Source organism: Cohnella sp. SGD-V74, from assembly GCF_003001675.1.
Taxonomy (GTDB): domain Bacteria; phylum Bacillota; class Bacilli; order Paenibacillales; family Paenibacillaceae; genus Cohnella.
On the sequence record NZ_PVYW01000014.1, the window covers coordinates 200152 to 220496 of the forward strand.

Below are 20345 nucleotides of genomic sequence, written 5' to 3' on the forward strand. Positions count from 1 at the left end.
GCAGCTGGAATCGCGGTTCCGTTTCTTTACTTAGTCATGGCCAGTTCTTTGTCGTGCGCGTCCTGAATCTTCTTCGCGATCGCTTCCGGAGAACCGCCCATGAGCAGCTCTTGCAAACCGTTGTTCATGACGTCAGCCACCGCGGAGCTCAGACGTCCGTCGTATACCGGCGTCGTCGTTACCGTACCCAGCAAGCTGTAGACTTCCGCGAAAATCGGGGAAACTTTGGACTTATCCAGATCGACCTTGTAGCTGACCAGTTGGTTGCCTTCCAGCGTCTTCTTCTGAACTTCCGGGCTCGCCATCGTATAGATCAGCTTAAACGCGGCTTCCTTGCGAGCGCCTTCCACGTTCTTGCTCAGACCGAGTCCCGTTCCGACGACGCCGGACAGAGAGTTCGGGCTGCCCTTGCCGTTCGGTACCGAAGGAAGCACCGTCGCGCCCATGTCCGCCAGAGCTTCCGGAGAAGCGTTGGCCGCCAGGTTGGTCAGCGCCCAGCCTCCGTCGATCATCATCGCCGCTTTGCCTTGCGCGAACATCTGCTCCATCTGCGTATTGTCGATGCTGTTGAAGCCGTCTTGGAACGCTTTGGCTTCGGCCAGCTGCTTCAAATAGGCCAGCGCTTGAACGAATTCCGGATCGGTGAACTTCGCTCCGTCGCCCGCTACCGCTTTAAGGAACCATTCTGTGCCCGTCACCCGGTCGCCCAGGGAGCTGAGAATGCTGGATTGCGCCAGCCATGCCGCTTTGTTGCCGAGCGCGATCGGGGTGATCTTCGCTTTGTTGAACGTATCGACGACGTTCATCAAGTCGTCCCAAGTTTTCGGAGGCTGCACGTTCTGATCGGCGAACAGCTTCTTGTTGTAATACAGAATCGACGTCGGGGACAGCGCCATCGGAACGGCGTACGTGTTGCCGTCGATCGTGAAGTCGTTAAAGGAGTTCGGCAGGAAGCCTTCCTTCCATTCCGGCTTGCTGTCGATCAATTCGTTAATCGGCTGGAGCAGATCCCCGCCGTGGAATTCCTTGGTCATGACGCCCGGCCACATGACGAACAGGTCCGGCATTTCGTTCGCTGCCGCTACCGTCTTAAGGCGAGCGCGGTAGCCGTCGGGCGGGATGCCCTGAATATCCAATTGAATGTTAGGGTTGTCCTTCTGGAACTGCTCCAGAGTGGCGCGCATCGTCTGCGCGCGCAAGTCGTCGCCCGTGTAGTTATGCCAGATGGACAGCTTGACCTTCTCGCCGGAAGCGTTCGTCGCCGAAGCCCCGCTCTCTTTCGGAGAATTGCTCTTCTCGCCTGCCCCGCACCCGACCAGGGATACTGCCAAGCCTGCGGTCAGCAACGCCGTTAACCATGTCTTTTTCATGCGTTATGCCCTCCTTGTTTGTCTCTCGCTACACGTTCAGTATAAAGGGCGAAGGCAATCGGGATAACGGGATAAACTTCGGGACGATGGGGGTCATTATTCAGGTTCTCTCGGAGATTGCCGGTATTCGGACGGAGTTTTGCCCGTATGCTTCTTGAACTGCTGCGTAAAATACTTGATATCCATATAGCCTACCCGATTGGCGATATCGGCCACCTTGATCGGCGTTCCGTGCAGCATTTCGGCGGCTCTGCGCATTCGCTCCTGGGTGACGAATTCCAGATAGGTCATCCCTGTCTCCCGCTTGAATACTTCGCTGAAGTGGTTCGGATTCGAATGCACGAATCCCGCCACCTGCTGCAGCGACAGCGGTTGATCGAGATGCTCGCGAATGTAGTCGATCGCCTTGCGGATATACGAAAACCGAGTCCGGTCCATCGATTGATGGTAGGCCGCCATGGCCCCGGACAAGCTTTTGAACACTTCGTCCTCCGGACGTCCTCCCCAGTCGTAGACGGGGGGCTCGGGCACGAACAGAGCCTGACCCTGGCCGGCAGCCGCCTCTCCGGCACGCGTTCTCTCCAGCCAGCGGTAGCCCGCGAGGACAACGGAATGGAGATAAGCTTGCAGCGTCGTCGGGGTTGCGGCCGAGTCCTCCACCTGCGCCCTTACCGTCTGGTTCGTCCAATGCCTCAGCCCGGTCGCATCGTTGCTCATCAGCAGCGCCGACAGCTCGGCCTCTTCCTGCTCGGAGCAGAGCGTTCTCCCTCCCGCTCTCCCTTTAAGATCCTCGCAGGTGAACAGTCCGCTGCTACCGATCAGCCCTTTGAACGAATAGATCCGTTCCGCCTCCGCGTACGATTCCGGCAACTGTTCGTACCGATCCGTCGAGCGGCCGACCGCAGCGAACGTCTCGCACTTCAGAATTCTCTCCACATGCCTCATCGCCCTTGTCACAGCGGCTTCGCCGCCCGCCTCCGCTTCCTCGCGCAGCACGACGACGAGGCGCTCCCTGTCCGGCAGCGTGATGCAGGTCAGCAATTCGTTCATCATGTTGTCCACGGCGCCGATCAGCAAACCTTCGAACCGCTTGTCTCCCCAGCCGGAAGCGGACACGATAACGACGCGCGCCGCTTCCGCTTCCTCGGTCCGGCCGCCCTCCTCCTTGCGCAGCCAGTCCCGGATGCGTTCGAACTCGGCCGCGCCGGCGCCCGGCATGGCTCCGCTCAACAGCTTCATCAACGTCTGCTTGTTCAGCTCGTTGCGCTGCCGTCTCTCCTGCTTCAACAGCTCTCTTTTCTCCACGATGTTCTGCTTGGCCTTCATCGCCGCCTTGATGATTTCCTCCGGACGGCTCGTCTTCAGCAAATAATCGGTCACTCCTCCGCGAAGCGCCTGCTGGGCATACGAGAAGTCGTCGAATCCGGTGAGAATGATCACCTCGGTATCCGGCAGCATCGCCTTGACTTCCTTCGCGAGCTCGATGCCGTCCATGCCCGTCATGCGAATGTCGGTCAGCAGAATGTTCGGCTGCTCGGTCGGAATCCGCTCCAGCGCCTCTTCGGCGGAAGCCGCGGGAGGGATAAGCTCCAGCCCGAGCTCCTTCCAGTCGATTACCGTACACAGGCCGTTGCGGATAATGACTTCGTCGTCCACGATCATAATTTTCACGATTGCCCCTCCTTAAACGGAATCAGAAACGAGATTCGCGTGCCGCGGCCCGGCTGGCTGTCGATCGTCAACCCGGAACCGCTTCCGTAATGCAGCCTGAGACGCCGGTGAACGTTCAGCAGGCCGTAGCTGCCCCCCGTATTCGGCTTGGCCGCCTCTCCAGCATGGGGGGTTGTATCGACGTCCGTCATCATTCGGGCCCGGATGCCGCGCAGCGTCGCTTCGTCCATGCCGATTCCCGTATCCTCCACGACGAACTTCATGACGTCTCCGTTCCATTCGCCGTGCACGAAGACGTGCCCCTTCTCTTTCTTCTTCTGAATGCCGTGGATCAGACTGTTCTCGATGAGCGGCTGGAACAGCAGCTTGAGGATCGGCAAGTCCATCATGTCCGGGTCGACGAAAAATTCGATCTCGAATTGGTCGGGAAAACGAATCGACTGAATGTACGCGTAGTTTTGCGCATGCGCGATCTCCTGGCGAACGTGGCAATATTCCTCGCCCTTGTTCAGGCTGAATCTCATAAAATCGCTGAGCGCCCCGACCATCTCGGCGATCTGCTTGTCCTTGTTCATGAGCGCGATCCACTGAATCGACGAGAGCGTATTGTACAGAAAATGCGGATTGATCTGCGCCTGCAGCGCCTGCATGTCCGCTTCTTTTTTCTTGGCCTCGTTTTTCTGAACCTGGGTTTTAAGCAGGTCGATCTTGTCGCCGAGCTTGTTGTAGCTGCGAACGAGCAGCCCGATCTCGTCGGTGCTGCGGATCGGATAGAGCGGAATCGGGTCGTCCGGGTTCACGTCCTTCAGGTACTTCGTCAGGCCGGTCAAAGGCTTGGTCACCCATTGGACAAACAGCAGCATAAGCCCGACGGCGAGCACGAGCGCGATTCCGGTCGCGAAAGCGGTGACGTTAAGCACGTAAGCATTCTGCGCCCCGTACACCTGCGTCGGAATGAAGCCGACCAGCTTCCAGCCCAGATTCGGAATCGTATTGTACAAAATCGTCTTTTGTTCTTTTCCCGCGCCGTACTTCAGCACCCCGCTGGCTTCGTTCAGCGGCTCCATATCCGGCATAACCTCGGCCATCGGCTTGGACAGCCACGACGGATCGCCGCCGGAGACGGAGATGATTCTGTCCTCCTTGTCCAGCAGCAGCACGTAACCGCTCTTCTCCCAGGCAGCCTCGTTGATGAACCGTTCGATCTCCTTCTGGTCGAGGCTGACCGCGATCCATCCGATCTCCCGGAAGTTGTAGAAATTGCGAATCGGCCGCACGATCGAGATGACCTGCTTCACGCCCTCGTTCGTCCGGTTCGTATAGAGGGACGTCCACCATTTCGACGTTTTCCGGTAATCCATCTTGAACTGCTCCAGCAGCGGAGTCAGCCCGGATTCGAGAATGGTCGAGTTGGACAGCTCCGGCTTGCCGTCGAGCGGCTTGATCGTAATGTTCGAGATATATTTTTTGGAAAATGCCAGGTTGGTGAGCGTCCCGATAATCAGAGAATAGCGCGTAACGTCCTCCGTCTTGTTGTCCAGATAAAGCTGTATGTCCTTCTCCCCGATCAGGAAAATGGACATGTTCTCCACGTCCTGAATGACGAATTCGAGCTTGTCCTTAATCTGCTTCAGCGTGTTCATCCCCGACTGCTTCGCCTTCTCCTCCGTCACGGAAGCGGCGATCCGGTAGGACACGATGCCGGTAATCAGCATCGGAAGCAGGATCGCGAACACGAGCAGCAGCGTTAATTTGCGTTTCAACGAATTCGCGAACCAGCGTCTCATCCCGCACCTCCCTCTGCTATATAGTTGAACCAATGAAACGGGAAGCCCATTGCATTCCGAAAGGGATGGCTTTGCCGGCTTCAGACAGGTTGTTTTGAGTTGCTCTGATTCATAAGACCTTCAAAGGTTTGCAACTCAAAGCCAAAACTCGCGGCAAAACCCTCCCTTTCTCCATTCCATTGGGTACGCTCTTTCGACGTATCTTGGGTTCAACTTGTATCAGTATTCCAAAGCTCAGTAAATTCGACGCGAACGGCCAAATTCCTCGCGGTCTGCAGGTTTGCTCAACCGTCGGTTGCAACCGTCCGCTTTACTGCAACTTCTAATCGGATTACCTTCGTTCTTGTACATGCTATAGTGTATTTATCGGTCTTATCTTTCGGAGAGGAGAATAACGAATGCTGGATTACTCTGCAATCGGACGGAATTTGGCGGAGCTGCGCAATAAATCGGGCAAAACTCAAATGGAGTTGGCCAAACTGTTGAACGTATCCCATCAAGCCGTATCCAAGTGGGAACGAGGGCAAGCGCTTCCAGGGATCGAGAGTTTTCTGATCCTGAGCGAGCTGTACCGCTTAACGATCAATGAACTGGTCTCCCCGGATCGATGTCAGATCGACCAAGCCGCTCCCGCTGATCAACAATGGACAGACAGCGGCGAAATGTCGAGTATATGGCCTGAGTTGCTGAAGCATTTCCGATCTAAATTGTCAAAACCGAGCTTCGATACCTGGTTTAAGGAAACTACGGCCGAATTTAACGAAAATTCCGTCACCGTATACAGCCCTACGGCTTTTGCCAACGAATGGTTGAGCATCCGATATTCCTCCAGCATCGCCGAGGCTATAAGAGAACTAACCGGAAACTCGGATCTTAAACTCTGTTTTCGATCAAGATGTCAGGGAACGCCGGCCTGATTCCTAAAAGGAAAGGGCCGTCGCTTACCCCCCGGTCCAGCGAAGCCCCTTCGGAAAATGATTTTTGAGCGTGCCGTCCGCCAGCTTGCCCCAGCCGATCGAATAGCCGTCGACCTCGACGAGATGCCAGCCCTTCGCCCCTTCAGCTTCCAGCGCTTCTCCCTTCAAGTAAGCGAGCATCCGCGGCGCATCGGATGACAAGCTCAAGCGGTTGCGGACCTCGTCTCCCCTAAGCGACAATGCGAGCGCATGCGAAGGCTCGAAGCGGTTTTTCTTGAGCGTGCCCAGATGCCAGCCCGGGCGGACAACCTTCAATTGATCAAGCGAGAGCATCCCCGTCGGCAAAATGTACAGCTGATCCCCGAACAGGGTGAACTCTCCCGCAGGCGTCGTTGTCAGCGTCTCTTCGGCGAACGTGAAGTAGTCTTTTAACGCTTTGCGGTCGGTCAAGCCCTTCGCATACTTGCGTCTCGCAGGCTCCTCTTCCCCGTCCGTCTTCCTCAGCACGGCGGCATAGTGACCCTCGCCGCGAATGCGGTGCGGCCACAGCCGCAGCGTCTCGCCGATGCCGGGAGCGGCGTCCGCCGTCCAATCCGCCCGGCCGCGGTCGAACCCTTCGTAAGTATGCGCCTCCTCGATCGTAAATTCCGGATGAAGCTCGACGAATCGGCTGATCGCTCCTTCGTTCTCCTCCGGCGAAAACGTACATGTCGAATAGACAAGCCTGCCGCCGGGCTTCAGCATCTTCGCGGCGCTCTCCAGAATGTCGAGCTGACGAGTCGCGCACATCGCAACGTGATCGGGGCTCCACTGCGCGCAAGCGTCGGGATCTTTGCGGAACATGCCTTCGCCCGAGCACGGGGCGTCGACCAGAATCCGGTCGAAGAACACGGGAAATCTGTCGGCGAGCTTGTCCGGCATCTCGTTCGTCACGACCGCGTTGCGGACGCCCAGACGCTCTACGTTCTGCGACAGTATTTTCGAGCGCGCGGGATGAGGCTCGTTGGCGACGAGCAGCCCCTCCCCGTTCATCCGGCCGGCCAGATGCGTCGTCTTCCCTCCCGGCGCGGCGCACAAATCGAGCACCGTTTCTCCCGGCCGAGGATCGACGAGCGCTCCGACGGCCATCGCGCTTGGCTCCTGAATGTAGATCAGCCCCGCCTCATGGTAAGGGTGCTTGCCCGGCCGATCTTCCTTGCCGTAATAGAAGCCTTCGGCCGCCCAGGGCACTCCGTTCAACGCGAATGGAGCGATTCGGGCAAGTTCCTCCGCGGAAACCTTTAACGGATTCACCCGCAGCCCCTGAGCTTTCTCCTCGTCGTAGCTGGCGACGAAAGCCTCATATTGCTCATGCAGAAGTTCTTTCATTTTATCCAGAAAAAGTGGCGGCAAATGCACTCCGATCAACCCTCGTCTTTCGTCGGCTTGGCCAGCTTCATGAACGCTTCGTTCACGTTTTTCATCCGCGCCTCGACTTTTTTCGCCGCCGCGTCCAGCGTGTAGCCGTCGTCCAGCAGCTCCTTGATGAGCAGTATTTTTTTCACGCTCAAGTAATCGTATTTCCTCGTTGCCCCTTCCGCCTCCTTGGTCGACTGAAGGATGCCTTTGTCCTCCCAGTAACGGATTTGCCGCGTCGGCACGCCCGTAATGTCCGACACTTCCCCGATGCCGACGACCAGCTTGCTCAACAGGTCGAAATCGACCAAATACTGCAGTTCCTCGCTCGCGCTCAAAGTTATCACCGTCTCGATCCTAGGTTTGCGATTTATTTTACTACACTCGATTTCCAGCTACAACTTTTGTTATATTATTGACAACAATTGTAGTTTAGTTACAATTAGTGTTGTGCGAGTGCCTAGATCGCAAATTTCTTTCAGACAAAGGAGAGGTAAGCAATGCCGATCATTAACGTGGACTGCTGGGAAGGCTTCAACGAGGAACAAAAGAAACAATGGATTCAGACGTTAACCGACGCGACCGTCAAGCTGTTCAACCTTCCTCCGGACAAAGTTCTGGTCATTCTCCGCGAAACGTCGGTGACGAACTGGGGCCAGGCCGGCGTCGTCGCTTCCGACCCGGATTTCCTGGACAAAAGCCGGATTACCGAGGCAGCGGCAGGATGAGCGCCCTCTCCGCGCGGCATCGGGACAGTCTCGAAATGTTGAATGTCGCTCTCAAGCTGCTCGACGTGCCGGCCAATTACGTGTTGAACCGCGTGCGGGAAGGCTCCCAGAACGGCGAAGAGGTATGGATCTTCCGGTATGCGAAGCGTTCGGGCGCTTCGAATGGACTTGGAGGGGAGCATTATTCTTTTGTCGCGCGCAAGCGGGACGGACGCGTACTCGGCTGCACTTGGATGGATCGCAGCTTGGCGGACGGAGCTCTGCCGGAGAAAGATGCGGCCGCCGCATGCGCATGGCGGTTCCTCGACCGGGTCGCGCCGGGCTTGAGCAGACAGCTTGAGGTATTGTGGATCGAGCGGCATGACGAACGAATTGCGATCATCGAGAACGGCAAGCCGACAAGCATCATCGTATCGGGGATGAAGGTAAAATGTCGCGACAAAGAAAATGACGACTACGTCTGGGTGGTCGCAGGACCGAACGAGGCCATCGTTACGTTCGAACGGGGCATCCGCTGGGTAAACGGCAGGGTGACGGAGAAATGGCTGCACGACGGTTGGCTGCAGGAACGTTGAAGACTCCCTAGGGCGTGTATGCAACCTCCGAGGACAGCAGATGTTGCCGAATTTTCGTTCCATGCAAGGAACTTTTGTGAAGGCGTACCGGGGTACGTCAAGCAAAAGTGACGCAGCAGGGGATGATAGATGCTCCTGAGCGGGTTTGCATACACGCCCTAGAGAGGTTGTTCGAAAAAGAGAGAGGCCATCCCTTGGTCATCTAAAAGACAACCTAGGGATGGCCCCGTCTCGTGCGGCGTTATCCGATCCGCGACGCTTCCGGCGTCAAGATCAACTGCCGAATTGCGCCCGGTGCAGCCTGCTGTAGGTGCCGCCGGCCTCGACCAGTTCCTCGTGCCGACCTTGCTCGGAGATGCCTTGATCGGAGACGACGACGATGCGATCCGCGCTGCGGATCGTCGCCAGCCGGTGGGCGATGACGAGCGTCGTGCGTCCCTGCGACAGCTCGGTCAGCGCCAATTGAATGGCCGCTTCCGTCTCGGTGTCCAGGGCGGAAGTCGCTTCGTCGAGAATGAGGATCGGCGGATTTTTCAGAATCATCCGCGCGATCGACAGCCGCTGCTTCTGCCCGCCGGAGAGCTTCACGCCCCGTTCCCCGATCAGTGTATCGAGTCCTTCCGGCTGCGAGCGGATCATCTCCTCCAACTGAGCGCGCCGCGCCGCATCCCAAATTTCCTCTTCGGTCGCGTGCAGCTTGCCGTAAGCGATGTTCTCGCGGATCGAACCGTCGAACAGGAAGACGTCCTGCTGCACGATTCCGATGTGGGAGCGCAGCGACTCCAGCTTCATCTCCCGAATATCGATGCCGTCGACTTTAATCACTCCCGCGTCCACGTCATAGAATCTCGGCAGCAAGGAGCAGAGCGTCGTCTTGCCCGCTCCGGACGGCCCCACGAGAGCAACCGTTTCTCCCGCTTGAATCGAGAGATTGACGTTAACGAGCACCTTATCCTTGTTTTCATATCCGAACGTAACGCCTTGGAAATCGAGGTCTCCCTTGACATGCTTCACCTCGACCGCATCCGGCGCATCGGCCACGTCCGGCTCCGTCTCCAGCAGCTCCAGAAAACGCTTGAAGCCCGCGATCCCTTTCGGATACGTCTCGATGACCAAGTTGATCTGCTGGATCGGCCCGAGGAAGACGTTCGAGAGCATGATGAACGCGATGAATTCACCGTAGGTCATACGGTCCTGAATGACGAACCAGGTTCCGCAGACGAGCACGAACAGCGATACGGCTTTCATCAAAATAAAGCTCAGCGACGAGTTCCAAGCCATGATGCGGTAAGCGACCAGCTTCGCCAAGCGGAAGCGGTTGTTGTTGTCGGCGAACTTGGCCATCTCGTGCTTCTCGTTGGCGAACGCTTGAACGACGCGGATGCCGCTGACGTTGTTTTCGACGCGCGCGTTGTAGTCGGCGATGTTCGCGAACATCTTGTCGAAGGCGACCGACATTTTGCGGCTGAAGTACAGCGACAGGTAGATCATCAGCGGTACGATGATGAACGTAAGCACCGCGAGCTGCCAGTTGATGCTCAGCATGATGCCGAACGCGCCGGCCAGCGTCATGATCGCGATGAACAGATCCTCCGGCCCGTGGTGCGCGATCTCGCCGTGTCCATCAGGTCGTTCGTCATCCGCGAGACGAGATGCCCTGTCTTGTTGTTGTCGAAGAAGCGGAACGACAGCTTCTGCACCCGGTCGAACAGCGCTTTGCGCATGTCCGTCTCGATGTTGATGCCCAGCTTATGTCCCCAATACGTGACCACGTAGTGCAGTGCGGAGCTGACGATGTATACACCCAGCAAACCCAGGCAAGCGTATAAAATCCAGATCCAGTTGCCGCTCGGCAGCAAGTCGTCCACCACCCGGTTGACCGCAATCGGAAACGCCAGCTCCAGCAGAGCCGCCAAGATGGCGCAACTGAAATCGAGAATGAACAGACTTCTGTAAGGTCTGTAATAAGCAAAAAAACGTCGCAGCATGAAGCTTCGTGCCCTCCCAATCAAGCTATGATCATAATGATTATTCATTTGCGATTGATAATCATTATCATAATGATGATAGCGGGCATGGGAGAAAAATGCAATGGATTTTATTCGTGTGATTCTTGTACATTTCTGACCGCCTCCACAGACGGGAAAGCAGCACGAAACACCGTCGCTGGCTCACTCTAAGCCGACACGGTCGGGTTGCAGCACGAAACGCCGACGACGGCTCGCTCTAAGCCGACACGGGCGGGTTGCAGCACGAAACACCGGCACCGGCTCGCTCTAAGCCGACACGGCCGGGTTGCAGCACGAAACGCCGACGTCGGCTCGCTCTAAGCCGACACGGGCGGGTTGCAGCACGAAACACCGTCGCTGGCTCGCTCTAAGCCGACACCGTCGGGTTGCAGCACGAAACACCGACCGCTGGCTCGCTCTAAGCCGACACGGGCGGGTTGCAGCACGAAACACCGACCGCTGGCTCGCTCTAAGCCGACACACTCGGGTTGCAGCACGAAACACCGACAACGGCTCGCTCTAAGCCGACACCGTCGGGTTGCAGCACGAAACACCGACGCTGGCTCGCTCTAAGCCGACACGGCCGGGTTGCAGCACGAAACACCGACGCTGGCTCGCTCTAAGCCGATACGGGCGGGTTGCAGCACGAAAAACCGACCACTGGCTCGCTCTAAGCCGACACCGTCGGGTTGCAGCACGAAACACCGACAACGGCTCGCTCTAAGCCGACACCGTCGGGTTGCAGCACGAAACACCGACGCTGGCTCGCTCTAAGCCGACACGGCCGGGTTGCAGCACGAAACACCGACGCTGGCTCGCTCTAAGCCGATACGGGCGGGTTGCAGCACGAAACACCGACGACGGCTCGCTCTAAGCCGACACAGTCGGGTTGCAGCTCAAAACACCGACGCTGGCTCGCTCTAAGCCGACACGGGCGGGTTGCAGCACGAAACACCGACGCTGGCTCGCTCTAAGCCGACACCGTCGGGTTGCAGCTCCACCTTTTCAGATCAGCAGCCCGCCCGTATCCCGCCTAAACTTCCACCGTCTCGATCGACGCCCCGTTTCTGAGCGTGTTGCCGATCGTGCATACTTCTTCGGCGGCTTCGATCAGCTCCCGCTTGTAGGCCTCGTCCAGCGAGGAGGGCAGCTTGAGCGTCACCTTAAAATCCGTGAACCGGTCCGTTACACCTTTCCCCTTGCGCACCGTCACATCGATCTGGATCTCCGAGGCATCGTAGTCGATTTCGTCGTGGGCCAGCTTTTTCTGCATCGAGATCGAGACGCACAGACCAAGCGCCGCTTCCAGCAACTCCTTCGGGTTAAGTCCGCTCAGGTTCGGTCCGGTGCTTCCGATGACCTGCAATCCCGCTCCGTTGTAAATGACGTTCTGGCCTTGCGTGATTTTCACCGTTGTCATCGCTGTATCTCTCCTTGGATGTCTTATTAAACGTAGTGGCAGGCGACCCGGTGGTCCGCCTGTACTTCCCTGACGACAGGAGGCTCGACCTTGCACTTGTCCGTCGCCAGCGGGCAGCGCGTGTGGAATACGCAGCCTTGCGGCGGGGACAGCGGAGACGGAATCTCGCCCTTCAAGATGATCCGCTCCTTCAGCCGGCTGCGGGTATAGTCGGGCACGGCCGACAGCAGCGCTTTCGTATACGGATGCTGGGGGGCCTGGAACAGATCGTCCGTCAGCGCCTCCTCGACGATCGTCCCCAGGTACATGATGCCGATGCGGTCGGAAATGTAGCGGACGACGCTGATGTCGTGCGTGATGAACAGCATCGTCAAGCCAAGCTCCGTCTGCAGCTCGCGCAGCATGTTCAGAATTTGCGACTGAATGGACACGTCCAACGCCGACACCGGCTCGTCGCAGATCATGATTTTCGGATTAACGATGAGCGCTCGGGCCAGCCCGATCCGCTGCCGCTGCCCTCCGGAAAATTCGTGCGGATAGCGAAAATAATGCTCCGGCTGCAAGCCGACGACTTCGAGGATGCGGAACACTTGCTCCTGACGCCGCTGCCGATCACCTATCTTATGAATAATGAGCGGCTCTTCGAGAATGTCGCCGATCCGCTTGCGCGGATTCAAGGAAGAGAGCGGGTCCTGGAAGACGAACTGGATCTCGTTGCGGAACTTGCGCAGCTCCTGCTTCGACAGCTTGACGAGATCCTGTCCCCGGTAGAGCACTTCTCCCGAGCTGGCCGGCGTGAGGCCGAGAATGGCGCGCCCGGTCGTGCTCTTGCCCGAGCCCGACTCGCCGACGAGGCCGTACGTCTCTCCTTCGTACAGACGAAAGGACGCTTCCCTGACCGCGTTCACGTAAGCTTTGGCCCCGAACAGCTTCCCGAACGAACCGTATACCGGAAACTTCTTCGCCAGCCCGTTAACTGACAATATCGGTTCAGCCGCCGACCGTTTCGCCATCGCCGCTCCTCCTCTCTTCCAGACGGTTGATCTTCTCGTAATGCCAGCACTTCACCCGATGCCGCTCGTCCGCCTTCACCATCTCCGGGTCTTCGTTGCGGCACTTCTCGTCGGCGTATGGGCAGCGGGTCGAGAATCCGCAGCCGCGCGGGATGTCGAACAGCGAAGGAACGGTCCCTTCGATGACGTGCAGCTTCTCGCGGCGGTCGCCCTCCAGCTTCGGAATCGACTTCAGCAGCCCCCGCGTGTACGGATGCAGCGGAGATCGGAACAACTGCTCCGTCGTCGCCTCCTCGACGATCCTCCCCAAGTACATCACCTTGACGCCGGTGCAAATTTCCGATACGACTCCGAGATCGTGCGTAATGAACAGCACGCCCATACCGAGCGTCCGGTTGAGCTCCGTGATCAGCTCCAGAATTTGCGCCTGGATCGTCACGTCGAGCGCGGTCGTCGGCTCGTCGGCGATGAGCAGCTTCGGCTCGCAGGCCAGCGCCATCGCGATCATCGCGCGCTGCTGCATGCCGCCGGACAATTGGTGCGGATAATCGTCCACCCGCGTCTCCGGCGAAGGAATGCCCGTCAGGCCCAAAATCTCGATCGCCTTCTTGCGCGCCTCTTTCTTGGACAGCTTGCGGTGAAGGCGAAGCGCCTCCTCGATCTGATTGCCGATCGTATATACCGGATTAAGCGAAGTGAGCGGGTCCTGGAAAATCATCGAGATATCGTTGCCGCGAACGGCCCGCAGCTTGGACAGCGGCATGTCCAGCAGATTCTGGCCCTCGAACCGGACTTCGCCCTCGTACTCGACCGAATCGGTATGCTCGAGCAGCCTCAAGATGGACTGGGACATGACGCTCTTCCCGCAGCCCGACTCGCCCACGATGCCGATAATCTCGCCGCGGTCCATGGAGAAGCTGACCCCGCCGACGGCCGTCACTTTTCCCCGCTCCGTATGAAAATGCGTCTTCAAGTTGTTGATTTCCAATAGAGGCGCCTGCTTCATAACGTCCCCTCCGTCCCGTTCGATGTCATGATTTCTTCTGCTTCAGCTTCACGCGAGGGTCGAGAAAGTCCCGCAAGCCGTCCCCCAGCAGATTCAAGCCGAGAACGGACAAAATGATGAATACGCCTGGGAACACGACCATCCACCACGCCTTGTAGATGACCAGCTTGCCCGCATGGAGAATGTTGCCCCAGCTCGCTTCCGGAGCCGGAATGCCCGCCCCGAGGAAGCTCAGCGCCGCTTCGGAAATGATCGCCTCCGCGAAGACGAACGTCGCTTGCACGAGCAGCGGAGACAGCGTGTTGACGGCGATATGCTTCCAGAGAATGCGAGAGTCGCTCGCCCCTTGGGCGTGCATCGCTTCGATATAGGTCTGCTCCCGGACGACGAGCGCCGACGAGCGGACGACCCGGGCGATGTTCGGCGTAAATACGATCGTCAGCGCGATAATGACGTTCATCGCGGACGCGCCCAGCGCAGCCATCAGAGCGATGGCGAGCAGCACGCCGGGAATGGCGATCAAGCCGTCGCAGATGCGCATTAAAATATGATCCAGTGTCTTGTAGTAGCTGGCGTAAATTCCGATCACAAGGCCGAGCAGCGAGGACAGCAGCGATACGACCAAGCCTACGCTGAGGGAGACCCTCGCTCCGTACACGATTCTCGTCATCAGATCCCGGCCGAATTCGTCGGTTCCGAGCAGATGGGCGCCGCTGGGCGGCTGCAGACGTTCGGTGACTTTCATCGCGTACGGGTCGAACGGCATCAGATAAGGCCCGATAGCCGCGATCAAGATGAACAGCGCGAACAGGACGGCGCCGATGACCAAGCCGTAATTGCTTCTGAACCGGCGGAAGCGCAAGGCTCGCTGCTCTTTTTTCAGCCGCCTGCTCATCGCGATGATATTTTCTTTCGCCATGATGCCTTCTCCTCCCTATTTGCGGTCCAGACGAACGCGTGGATCCACCGCGCCGTACAGCAGGTCGACGATCAGATTGATGCCCACATAGATGAGCGTGACGATCAGTACGACGCCCTGAATGACGGCAAAATCCCTGCGCACGACCGAGTTCAGGATGAGCTGGCCCAGTCCGGGAATATTAAAAATCGACTCCACGACGACCGCTCCCGTCACGAGCGTGCCGAAAGTCTGGCCGATGACGGTCAGAATCGGCAGGAACGCGTTGCGGAAGGCGTGCTTCGTCAGCACCGTCAGCTCCCGCAGCCCTTTGGAACGGGCCGTCTTGATATAGTTCAGGTTCAAAATCTCCAGCATGGACGAGCGGGTCATTCTTGTGATGAGCGCCGCCTGAATGGCGCCCAGGGAAAGCCCCGGAAGAATCAAATATTGCAGATGTTCCCACAGCCCCTTGCTCAGCGGCTCATACCCCGCCACCGGCAGCCATTGTAGCTGGACGCCGACGATCAGCATCAGGAACAAGCCGAGCAGGAAGCTCGGGATCGCAAGTCCCAGCAGCGATACGCCCATTAGCGAGTAATCGACGGCCGTGCCTCTCTTGTATGCGGCGATCATGCCGAACGGAATCGCCAGCACGAGCGCGATCGCCTGTCCGAGAATCGCCAGGGAAAGCGTAGGGCCGATATGCTCGACGATCGCTTGTCCGACGGACTGGCGCATGAAGATGGAGTCTCCCAGATCGCCTCTGAGCACGCCCGAAACCCAATGCATGTACTGCTCGTGCACGGGGCGATTTAATCCGAGCTGCTCGTTCAGCGCCCGAATCTCCTCCTCCGAAGCCTCAATGCCCAGCATGGCGGCCGCCGGGTCCCCCGGCGTCAGGTGAATGATCAGGAAGATCGCGACCGTGACGACGAACAATACGGGAATCAGAGACAGGAGCCTTTTCGCAATGTAAACCAGCATGAAATCCCCTCGTTCGTTGTCGAATAAGACTGGCGTCTTCGATTGTATTCCATTGTTGCCGATTCATCAATAGAAGGAGGGTGTCGGCTAAGTTACAAAGTAACTTGTCACACCCTCCTCTAATGGAGACGACTATCTTATTTCGCGCTTATTTCGCGATTTTCGCGTTCCACACCAGCGGAGTTTTGAACAGCTCGAAGCCTTCCAGGTTCTTCGACGTCGCCACGAGGATGTTGTAATGCCCGATAACCGTGGACGAACCGAATTCGTACAGGAACTGCTGCAGCTTCTCCCATTCCGCCTTGGCCGCTTCCGGAGTCGCCGCGCCGCGAATGTCGATCAGCGCCTGCTTCACGGTGTCGTTGTTCAGACCGGCCCAGTCCGGGTTGACGGCGAGCAATTGCGGAGGAGTCGGCTGATAACCCGTGCTCGCTACGAACAGATCCCATTTGCTGCGGTCGTTCTTCGTCTCCAGGAACGTTGGGAAGTCGAAGTTGTCGACTTTGACGTTCATGCCGATCTGGCGGAGCTGCTCTTGAATGACCAGCGTAGCCGTGTACATCTCGGCGTAATCTTTCGTCGTCAGCAGCGTGACTTCTTCTCCGTTATAGCCGGCTTCCGCGAGAAGCTTCTTAGCCTTCTCTTGGTCGGCCTGGTTGTAGTACTCCTTGCCGGCGTCGTTCGCCCATTGCACTTGACTGCTGCTCAGGTAGCCCGGAGCGAGCGAGTACAGCTCCGGCTTGGCGAAGCTCGCCAGCAGAATTTCGTCGTTGTTGAGCGCCGCGATAACCGCCTGGCGGATCGTCTGATTCGCGAACAAGCCTTCGGAGGTGTTCAGGAACGCGGTCAGCGCCCCGCCCGGGAACGTCTGCACGTCTACGTTCTTGTCAGCGGCAAGCTCGTCGTAGCTCTCGATCGGAATGCTGTCGGCCACGTCGTATTTGCCGGTCTTGACGCCCGCGATCCGCGTCGCATGGTCGGTGACGAAGTGGAAATACAGATTTTCGGTAGGCGCGTCCTTGCGTCCGTAGTAGCCGCTCGGCTCCGCCTCGATGCCTTGGTAATCTTCGTTTCTAACCAGATGAATATACTGATCCTGCTTCCATTCCTTGAACTTGTAAGGACCTGTGCCGATGTACTCCGTAATGCCTTCCGGAGGCGCGGATTCCACGATCTCCTTCGGCAGGATCGAAGGGAATTGCGCTTGGGAAGCGATCAGGATGAGCACGTCCGAAGCCGCCTTCTCGACCGTTAATTTTACCGTATAAGCGTCGACCGCTTCGAACTTTGCGTTCGTCAGCAGCACCTTGGCGCGGGACGACGTCGTGAGCCAACGGTTCATCGAGGCAACGACGTCTTCGGAAGTCATCTCTTTGCCGTTGTGGAACTTCACGCCTTGGCGCAGCTTAAACGTATACGTCAAGCCGTCCTCGCTTATCTCCACCGATTCCGCCAGCTGCGGCTGCGGCTCGTAGTTAGCGTTCAAAGTGTACAGCTGTTCGAAAATGTTGCCCGCCGTATCCAGCGCTACGGCCGATACCGTGATCGCGGTATCCAATGTCGGAGGCTGCGCCGTGAGGGCGATGTTCAGTTCGTTCTTATATTCCTTGGCATTCTGCTCCTGAGACGGGCTGGCGCTGCCGGCCGGACTCTGCGAAGCATTCTGGCCGCCGCTGTTCGAATTGTCTTTACTGCATGCGGCCAGCACCGTTGTTAACAATAATACCAATGCCAGCAAGCTGATCTTGTTGAATTTCATTCTGTCGTTCTCCCCCTGGTCGTGATGCGGAATTTTCGGAATTTTTAGAAAACATACTATTCCGAGTTGATATAATGGAATACTAAATCATTTTACTGGGGTTGTCAACGACAAAAATAGCCCAATCCTCATAGGACTTGGGCTTTAAGCGCGCCGGCGGGTCCGGACTCGTCAACAATTTTTTTAATCCTGACAAACAGATGTCAACAAAGAGCGGTTATGATGATTTCAGACGGCGGGTTCGCCGGTTCACTTAATCGCGAAGGGAATGGAACATCTCATGAGTAAAGAGAAAAATAAAGTCGGGTTCATTATGGCGGGGCTTCTGCTCTCCATCCTCATGGCGTCGATGGACAACACGATCGTGGCTACGGCCATGGGAACGATCGTCGGGGAGATGGGCGGGCTTGACAAATTCGTCTGGGTGACGTCCGCTTATATGGTCACGGAGATGGCGGGGATGCCGATCTTCGGCAAGCTGTCCGACATGTACGGGCGCAAGCGGTTTTTCATCTTCGGCATCATCGTGTTCATGATCGGATCGGCCCTGTGCGGCACGGCCGACTCCATCGTGATGCTCAGCATCTACAGAGCAGTGCAAGGGATCGGCGCAGGCGCCATGGTATCGATCGCGTTCACGATCATGTTCGACGTCGTGTCCCCCGAGAACAGAGGGAAAATGATGGGGTTGTTCGGAGGGCTGTTCGGTCTGTCGAGCATAGCCGCGCCGATGGTCGGCGGGTACATCACGGACCATCTGCGTTGGGAATGGATCTTCTACATCAACTTGCCGCTCGGCTTGATCGCGTTCGTGCTGATCGCATTGTTCTACAAGAAGTCGGCCGCCCATTCCAGACAAAGCATTGATTACTTGGGGGCGACGCTGCTCGTCGGAGCGATCGTATGTCTCATGATGGCTTTGGAGCTCGGCGGAAAACAGTATGCCTGGGGCTCGCCTCAGATTCTCGGACTGTTCGCGGGTTTCCTCGTGTTGGCGCTGCTCCTGATCTTCGTGGAAAAAAGAGCGGCCGAACCGATCATCTCCTTCCGGATGTTCCAGAATCGGCTCTATACGACGAGCAACGTCATCGCCATGTTCAGCGGAGCCGCCTTCATGTCCGCGTCGGTGTTCATTCCGATCTACATCCAGGGCGTGCTGGGAGGCACCGCGTCCAATGCCGGACTCGTTCTGCTGCCGATGATGATGGGGTCCGTAGTGACGGCTACGCTGGGAGGTTTCCTGATGACGAAGCTGCCTTATCGAACGATTCTGGTGCCTCCCCTCTTCCTGCTCGTGGCCGGGCTCATTCTGCTGACGGGGATTACGGCGGAATCGCCGCGCATTCTCGTCACCGTCTATATGATTCTGATCGGTCTCGGCGTAGGCGCGACCTTCTCCGTTCTCAGCACGTCGGCCATTCAATCTTTTCCGGCGACGCAGCGCGGGGCCGCCAACTCTACGCTTAACTTCAACCGTTCGCTCGGCATGACGCTCGGAATTACGATCTTCGGCATCATTCAAAGCCACTTGCTCACAGGCAAATTGACATCGGCATTCGCGAGCGGCGGATCCTCTTCCGTGCCAGCGAACCTGGACTACGGCGATCCGTACGTCCTGTTGAATCCCGAGCTCAGCCGAACCTTCGACGCCGGCGTGCTGGACGTCGTCCGGTCGGGGCTCGCTTCATCGATCGGCGCGACGTTCGCATGGGCGCTCCTTCCCGCCATTCTTGCCCTGGTGACCGCCCTGTTCATGAGCAATGAGAAGCTCGACCCGGCGGCGGAGGTCGACAGTTACGCGACGGCGCATTGACGGCGCCGGAAGTTACGATCGGGAGGAACGGATATGAAGCTCGAACGAATGATGGCTATTACGATTCTTCTCTTGAACAGAAAGCGAGTGCAGGCGAATGAGCTGGCCGAGCGGATGGAAGTGTCTCTGCGCACGATCTACCGCGACCTGGAGTCGTTAAGCCTGGCGGGAATCCCGATCGTCTCCTACACCGGAGCCGAAGGCGGCTTCGAGATCATGGACAGCTTCCGGCTGGACCGGCAGCTGCTGTCCTTCGCCGAGCTTGCTTCGCTGTTCACTGCCCTGAAGGGGCTTCAATCGACTCGTGCGCTGAACGACTCCGGCATGGAAGCCCTGCTCGGCAAAGTCGGCGCGCTGCTCTCGCAGGCGGAACGTGATCGGCTATCGGAACGCCAGCAGGTTGTGGTCGACTTTACCCCTTGGCGCAACAGCGAGACCGAGCGCCGCAAATACGAGACGCTGCAGACGGCGACCGCCGAGACGAAGCTCGTCCGCTTCGCCTACACCGACGGCCAGGGAGGCGAATCGGAACGCAGCGTCGAGCCGGTGGGGCTGGCGCTCAAGGGGTACTCCTGGTACCTTCACGGATATTGTCTGACTCGCGAGGATTATCGGATCTTCAAGCTTTCGCGGATTCGGGATTTGCAGATGCTGGCCGAAGGCTATCGACGCAGGGGAGCGGATCTGGCCGAATTGAACCGGCGGATGAAGGCGCCCGTGGAGCAAGCGGCGCCCCGCGTCGATCTGGTGCTGCGGATTTCGGGCGAAGGAAAGGTAGCGGCCATCGACTGGTTCGACGAGAGCGAGATCGAGAAGCAGCCTAACGGCTCGCTTCTCGTGCGAACCTCTCTTCCCGAAGGAAAACAGCTGATCGGATTTCTGCTTCAATCGGGGACCGATGTCCTTGTGCTGGAGCCCCCTCGCATTGCCGAGGAAGTAAGGAAAACGGCGCTGGAAATCGCGCAGATGTATTCGGCTTCCCAAATCAACGAATAGA

General features: G+C 57.8%; 16 protein-coding genes and 1 pseudogene. 5 read left to right on the forward strand and 12 right to left on the reverse strand.

The annotated features are described in order from the left end of the window. Positions 1 to 26: 26 nt before the first annotated feature. The 3 genes from B0G52_RS21325 to B0G52_RS21335 form a co-directional block, all read right to left on the reverse strand. Entirely contained in the window at positions 27 to 1370 is a 1344-nt protein-coding gene (locus B0G52_RS21325; protein ID WP_094047405.1) for an extracellular solute-binding protein, read from the reverse strand. A 96-nt stretch (positions 1371 to 1466) separates the two neighbouring features. After that, positions 1467 to 3032, reverse strand: coding sequence for an AraC family transcriptional regulator (locus B0G52_RS21330; RefSeq protein ID WP_233162908.1), 1566 nt, complete (start codon positions 3030 to 3032; stop codon positions 1467 to 1469). 5 nt (positions 3033 to 3037) lie between these two features. Beyond that, positions 3038 to 4828, reverse strand: coding sequence for a cache domain-containing sensor histidine kinase (locus tag B0G52_RS21335; protein ID WP_094047407.1), 1791 nt, complete (start codon positions 4826 to 4828; stop codon positions 3038 to 3040). A 398-nt stretch (positions 4829 to 5226) separates the two neighbouring features. Here B0G52_RS21335 and B0G52_RS21340 point away from each other — a divergent pair, with 398 nt between their 5' ends. Continuing rightward, positions 5227 to 5745 carry a helix-turn-helix transcriptional regulator gene (locus tag B0G52_RS21340; RefSeq protein WP_094047408.1) on the forward strand — a complete coding sequence of 173 codons (519 nt, stop codon included), beginning with the start codon at positions 5227 to 5229 and terminating at the stop codon, positions 5743 to 5745. Between the two features lie 24 nt (positions 5746 to 5769). Here the strand turns inward: B0G52_RS21340 and B0G52_RS21345 are convergent, their stop codons facing one another. Continuing rightward, the gene (locus B0G52_RS21345; RefSeq protein ID WP_094047453.1) at positions 5770 to 7143 is read right to left on the reverse strand and encodes an RsmF rRNA methyltransferase first C-terminal domain-containing protein; all 1374 of its coding nucleotides are present in this window, start codon (positions 7141 to 7143) and stop codon (positions 5770 to 5772) included. 5 nt (positions 7144 to 7148) lie between these two features. Continuing rightward, on the reverse strand, positions 7149 to 7487 hold the full coding sequence (locus B0G52_RS21350) for a MerR family transcriptional regulator (RefSeq protein ID WP_233162900.1): 339 nt from the start codon (positions 7485 to 7487) through the stop codon (positions 7149 to 7151). Positions 7488 to 7640: 153 nt separating this feature from the next. Between B0G52_RS21350 and B0G52_RS21355 the strand changes: the two genes are divergently transcribed. After that, entirely contained in the window at positions 7641 to 7868 is a 228-nt protein-coding gene (locus B0G52_RS21355; protein WP_094047410.1) for a tautomerase family protein, read from the forward strand. Between the two features lie 35 nt (positions 7869 to 7903). Beyond that, positions 7904 to 8443 (forward strand): hypothetical protein, encoded by a 540-nt coding sequence (locus B0G52_RS21360; RefSeq protein ID WP_143762608.1) that lies wholly within the window; start codon positions 7904 to 7906, stop codon positions 8441 to 8443. A gap of 273 nt (positions 8444 to 8716) precedes the next feature. On the opposite strand, the pseudogene B0G52_RS21365 reads toward B0G52_RS21360, so the two are convergent. The 7 genes and pseudogenes from B0G52_RS21365 to B0G52_RS21395 form a co-directional block, all read right to left on the reverse strand. Beyond that, positions 8717 to 10431: pseudogene (locus B0G52_RS21365) on the reverse strand (ABC transporter ATP-binding protein). 1054 nt (positions 10432 to 11485) lie between these two features. Next, positions 11486 to 11872, reverse strand: coding sequence for an OsmC family protein (locus tag B0G52_RS21370; protein WP_094047412.1), 387 nt, complete (start codon positions 11870 to 11872; stop codon positions 11486 to 11488). 26 nt (positions 11873 to 11898) lie between these two features. Continuing rightward, on the reverse strand, positions 11899 to 12885 hold the full coding sequence (locus B0G52_RS21375) for an ABC transporter ATP-binding protein (RefSeq protein ID WP_094047413.1): 987 nt from the start codon (positions 12883 to 12885) through the stop codon (positions 11899 to 11901). Beyond that, positions 12863 to 13891 (reverse strand): ABC transporter ATP-binding protein, encoded by a 1029-nt coding sequence (locus B0G52_RS21380; RefSeq protein WP_094047414.1) that lies wholly within the window; start codon positions 13889 to 13891, stop codon positions 12863 to 12865. Before B0G52_RS21380 ends, B0G52_RS21375 begins: the two co-directional genes overlap by 23 nt. Before the next feature lie 25 nt (positions 13892 to 13916). Next, a complete protein-coding gene (locus B0G52_RS21385) occupies positions 13917 to 14810 on the reverse strand; it encodes an ABC transporter permease (RefSeq protein ID WP_094047415.1) in 894 nt (297 codons plus the stop codon). A 15-nt stretch (positions 14811 to 14825) separates the two neighbouring features. Beyond that, a complete protein-coding gene (locus B0G52_RS21390) occupies positions 14826 to 15776 on the reverse strand; it encodes an ABC transporter permease (RefSeq protein ID WP_094047416.1) in 951 nt (316 codons plus the stop codon). Between the two features lie 148 nt (positions 15777 to 15924). Further along, positions 15925 to 17535 carry an ABC transporter substrate-binding protein gene (locus B0G52_RS21395; protein WP_094047417.1) on the reverse strand — a complete coding sequence of 537 codons (1611 nt, stop codon included), beginning with the start codon at positions 17533 to 17535 and terminating at the stop codon, positions 15925 to 15927. A gap of 280 nt (positions 17536 to 17815) precedes the next feature. Between B0G52_RS21395 and B0G52_RS21400 the strand changes: the two genes are divergently transcribed. Then, positions 17816 to 19348, forward strand: a complete 1533-nt coding sequence (locus tag B0G52_RS21400; protein ID WP_094047418.1) for an MFS transporter — start codon at positions 17816 to 17818, stop codon at positions 19346 to 19348. 33 nt (positions 19349 to 19381) lie between these two features. Beyond that, a complete protein-coding gene (locus B0G52_RS21405) occupies positions 19382 to 20344 on the forward strand; it encodes a helix-turn-helix transcriptional regulator (protein WP_094047419.1) in 963 nt (320 codons plus the stop codon). The last annotated feature ends 1 nt before the right edge of the window (position 20345 follow it).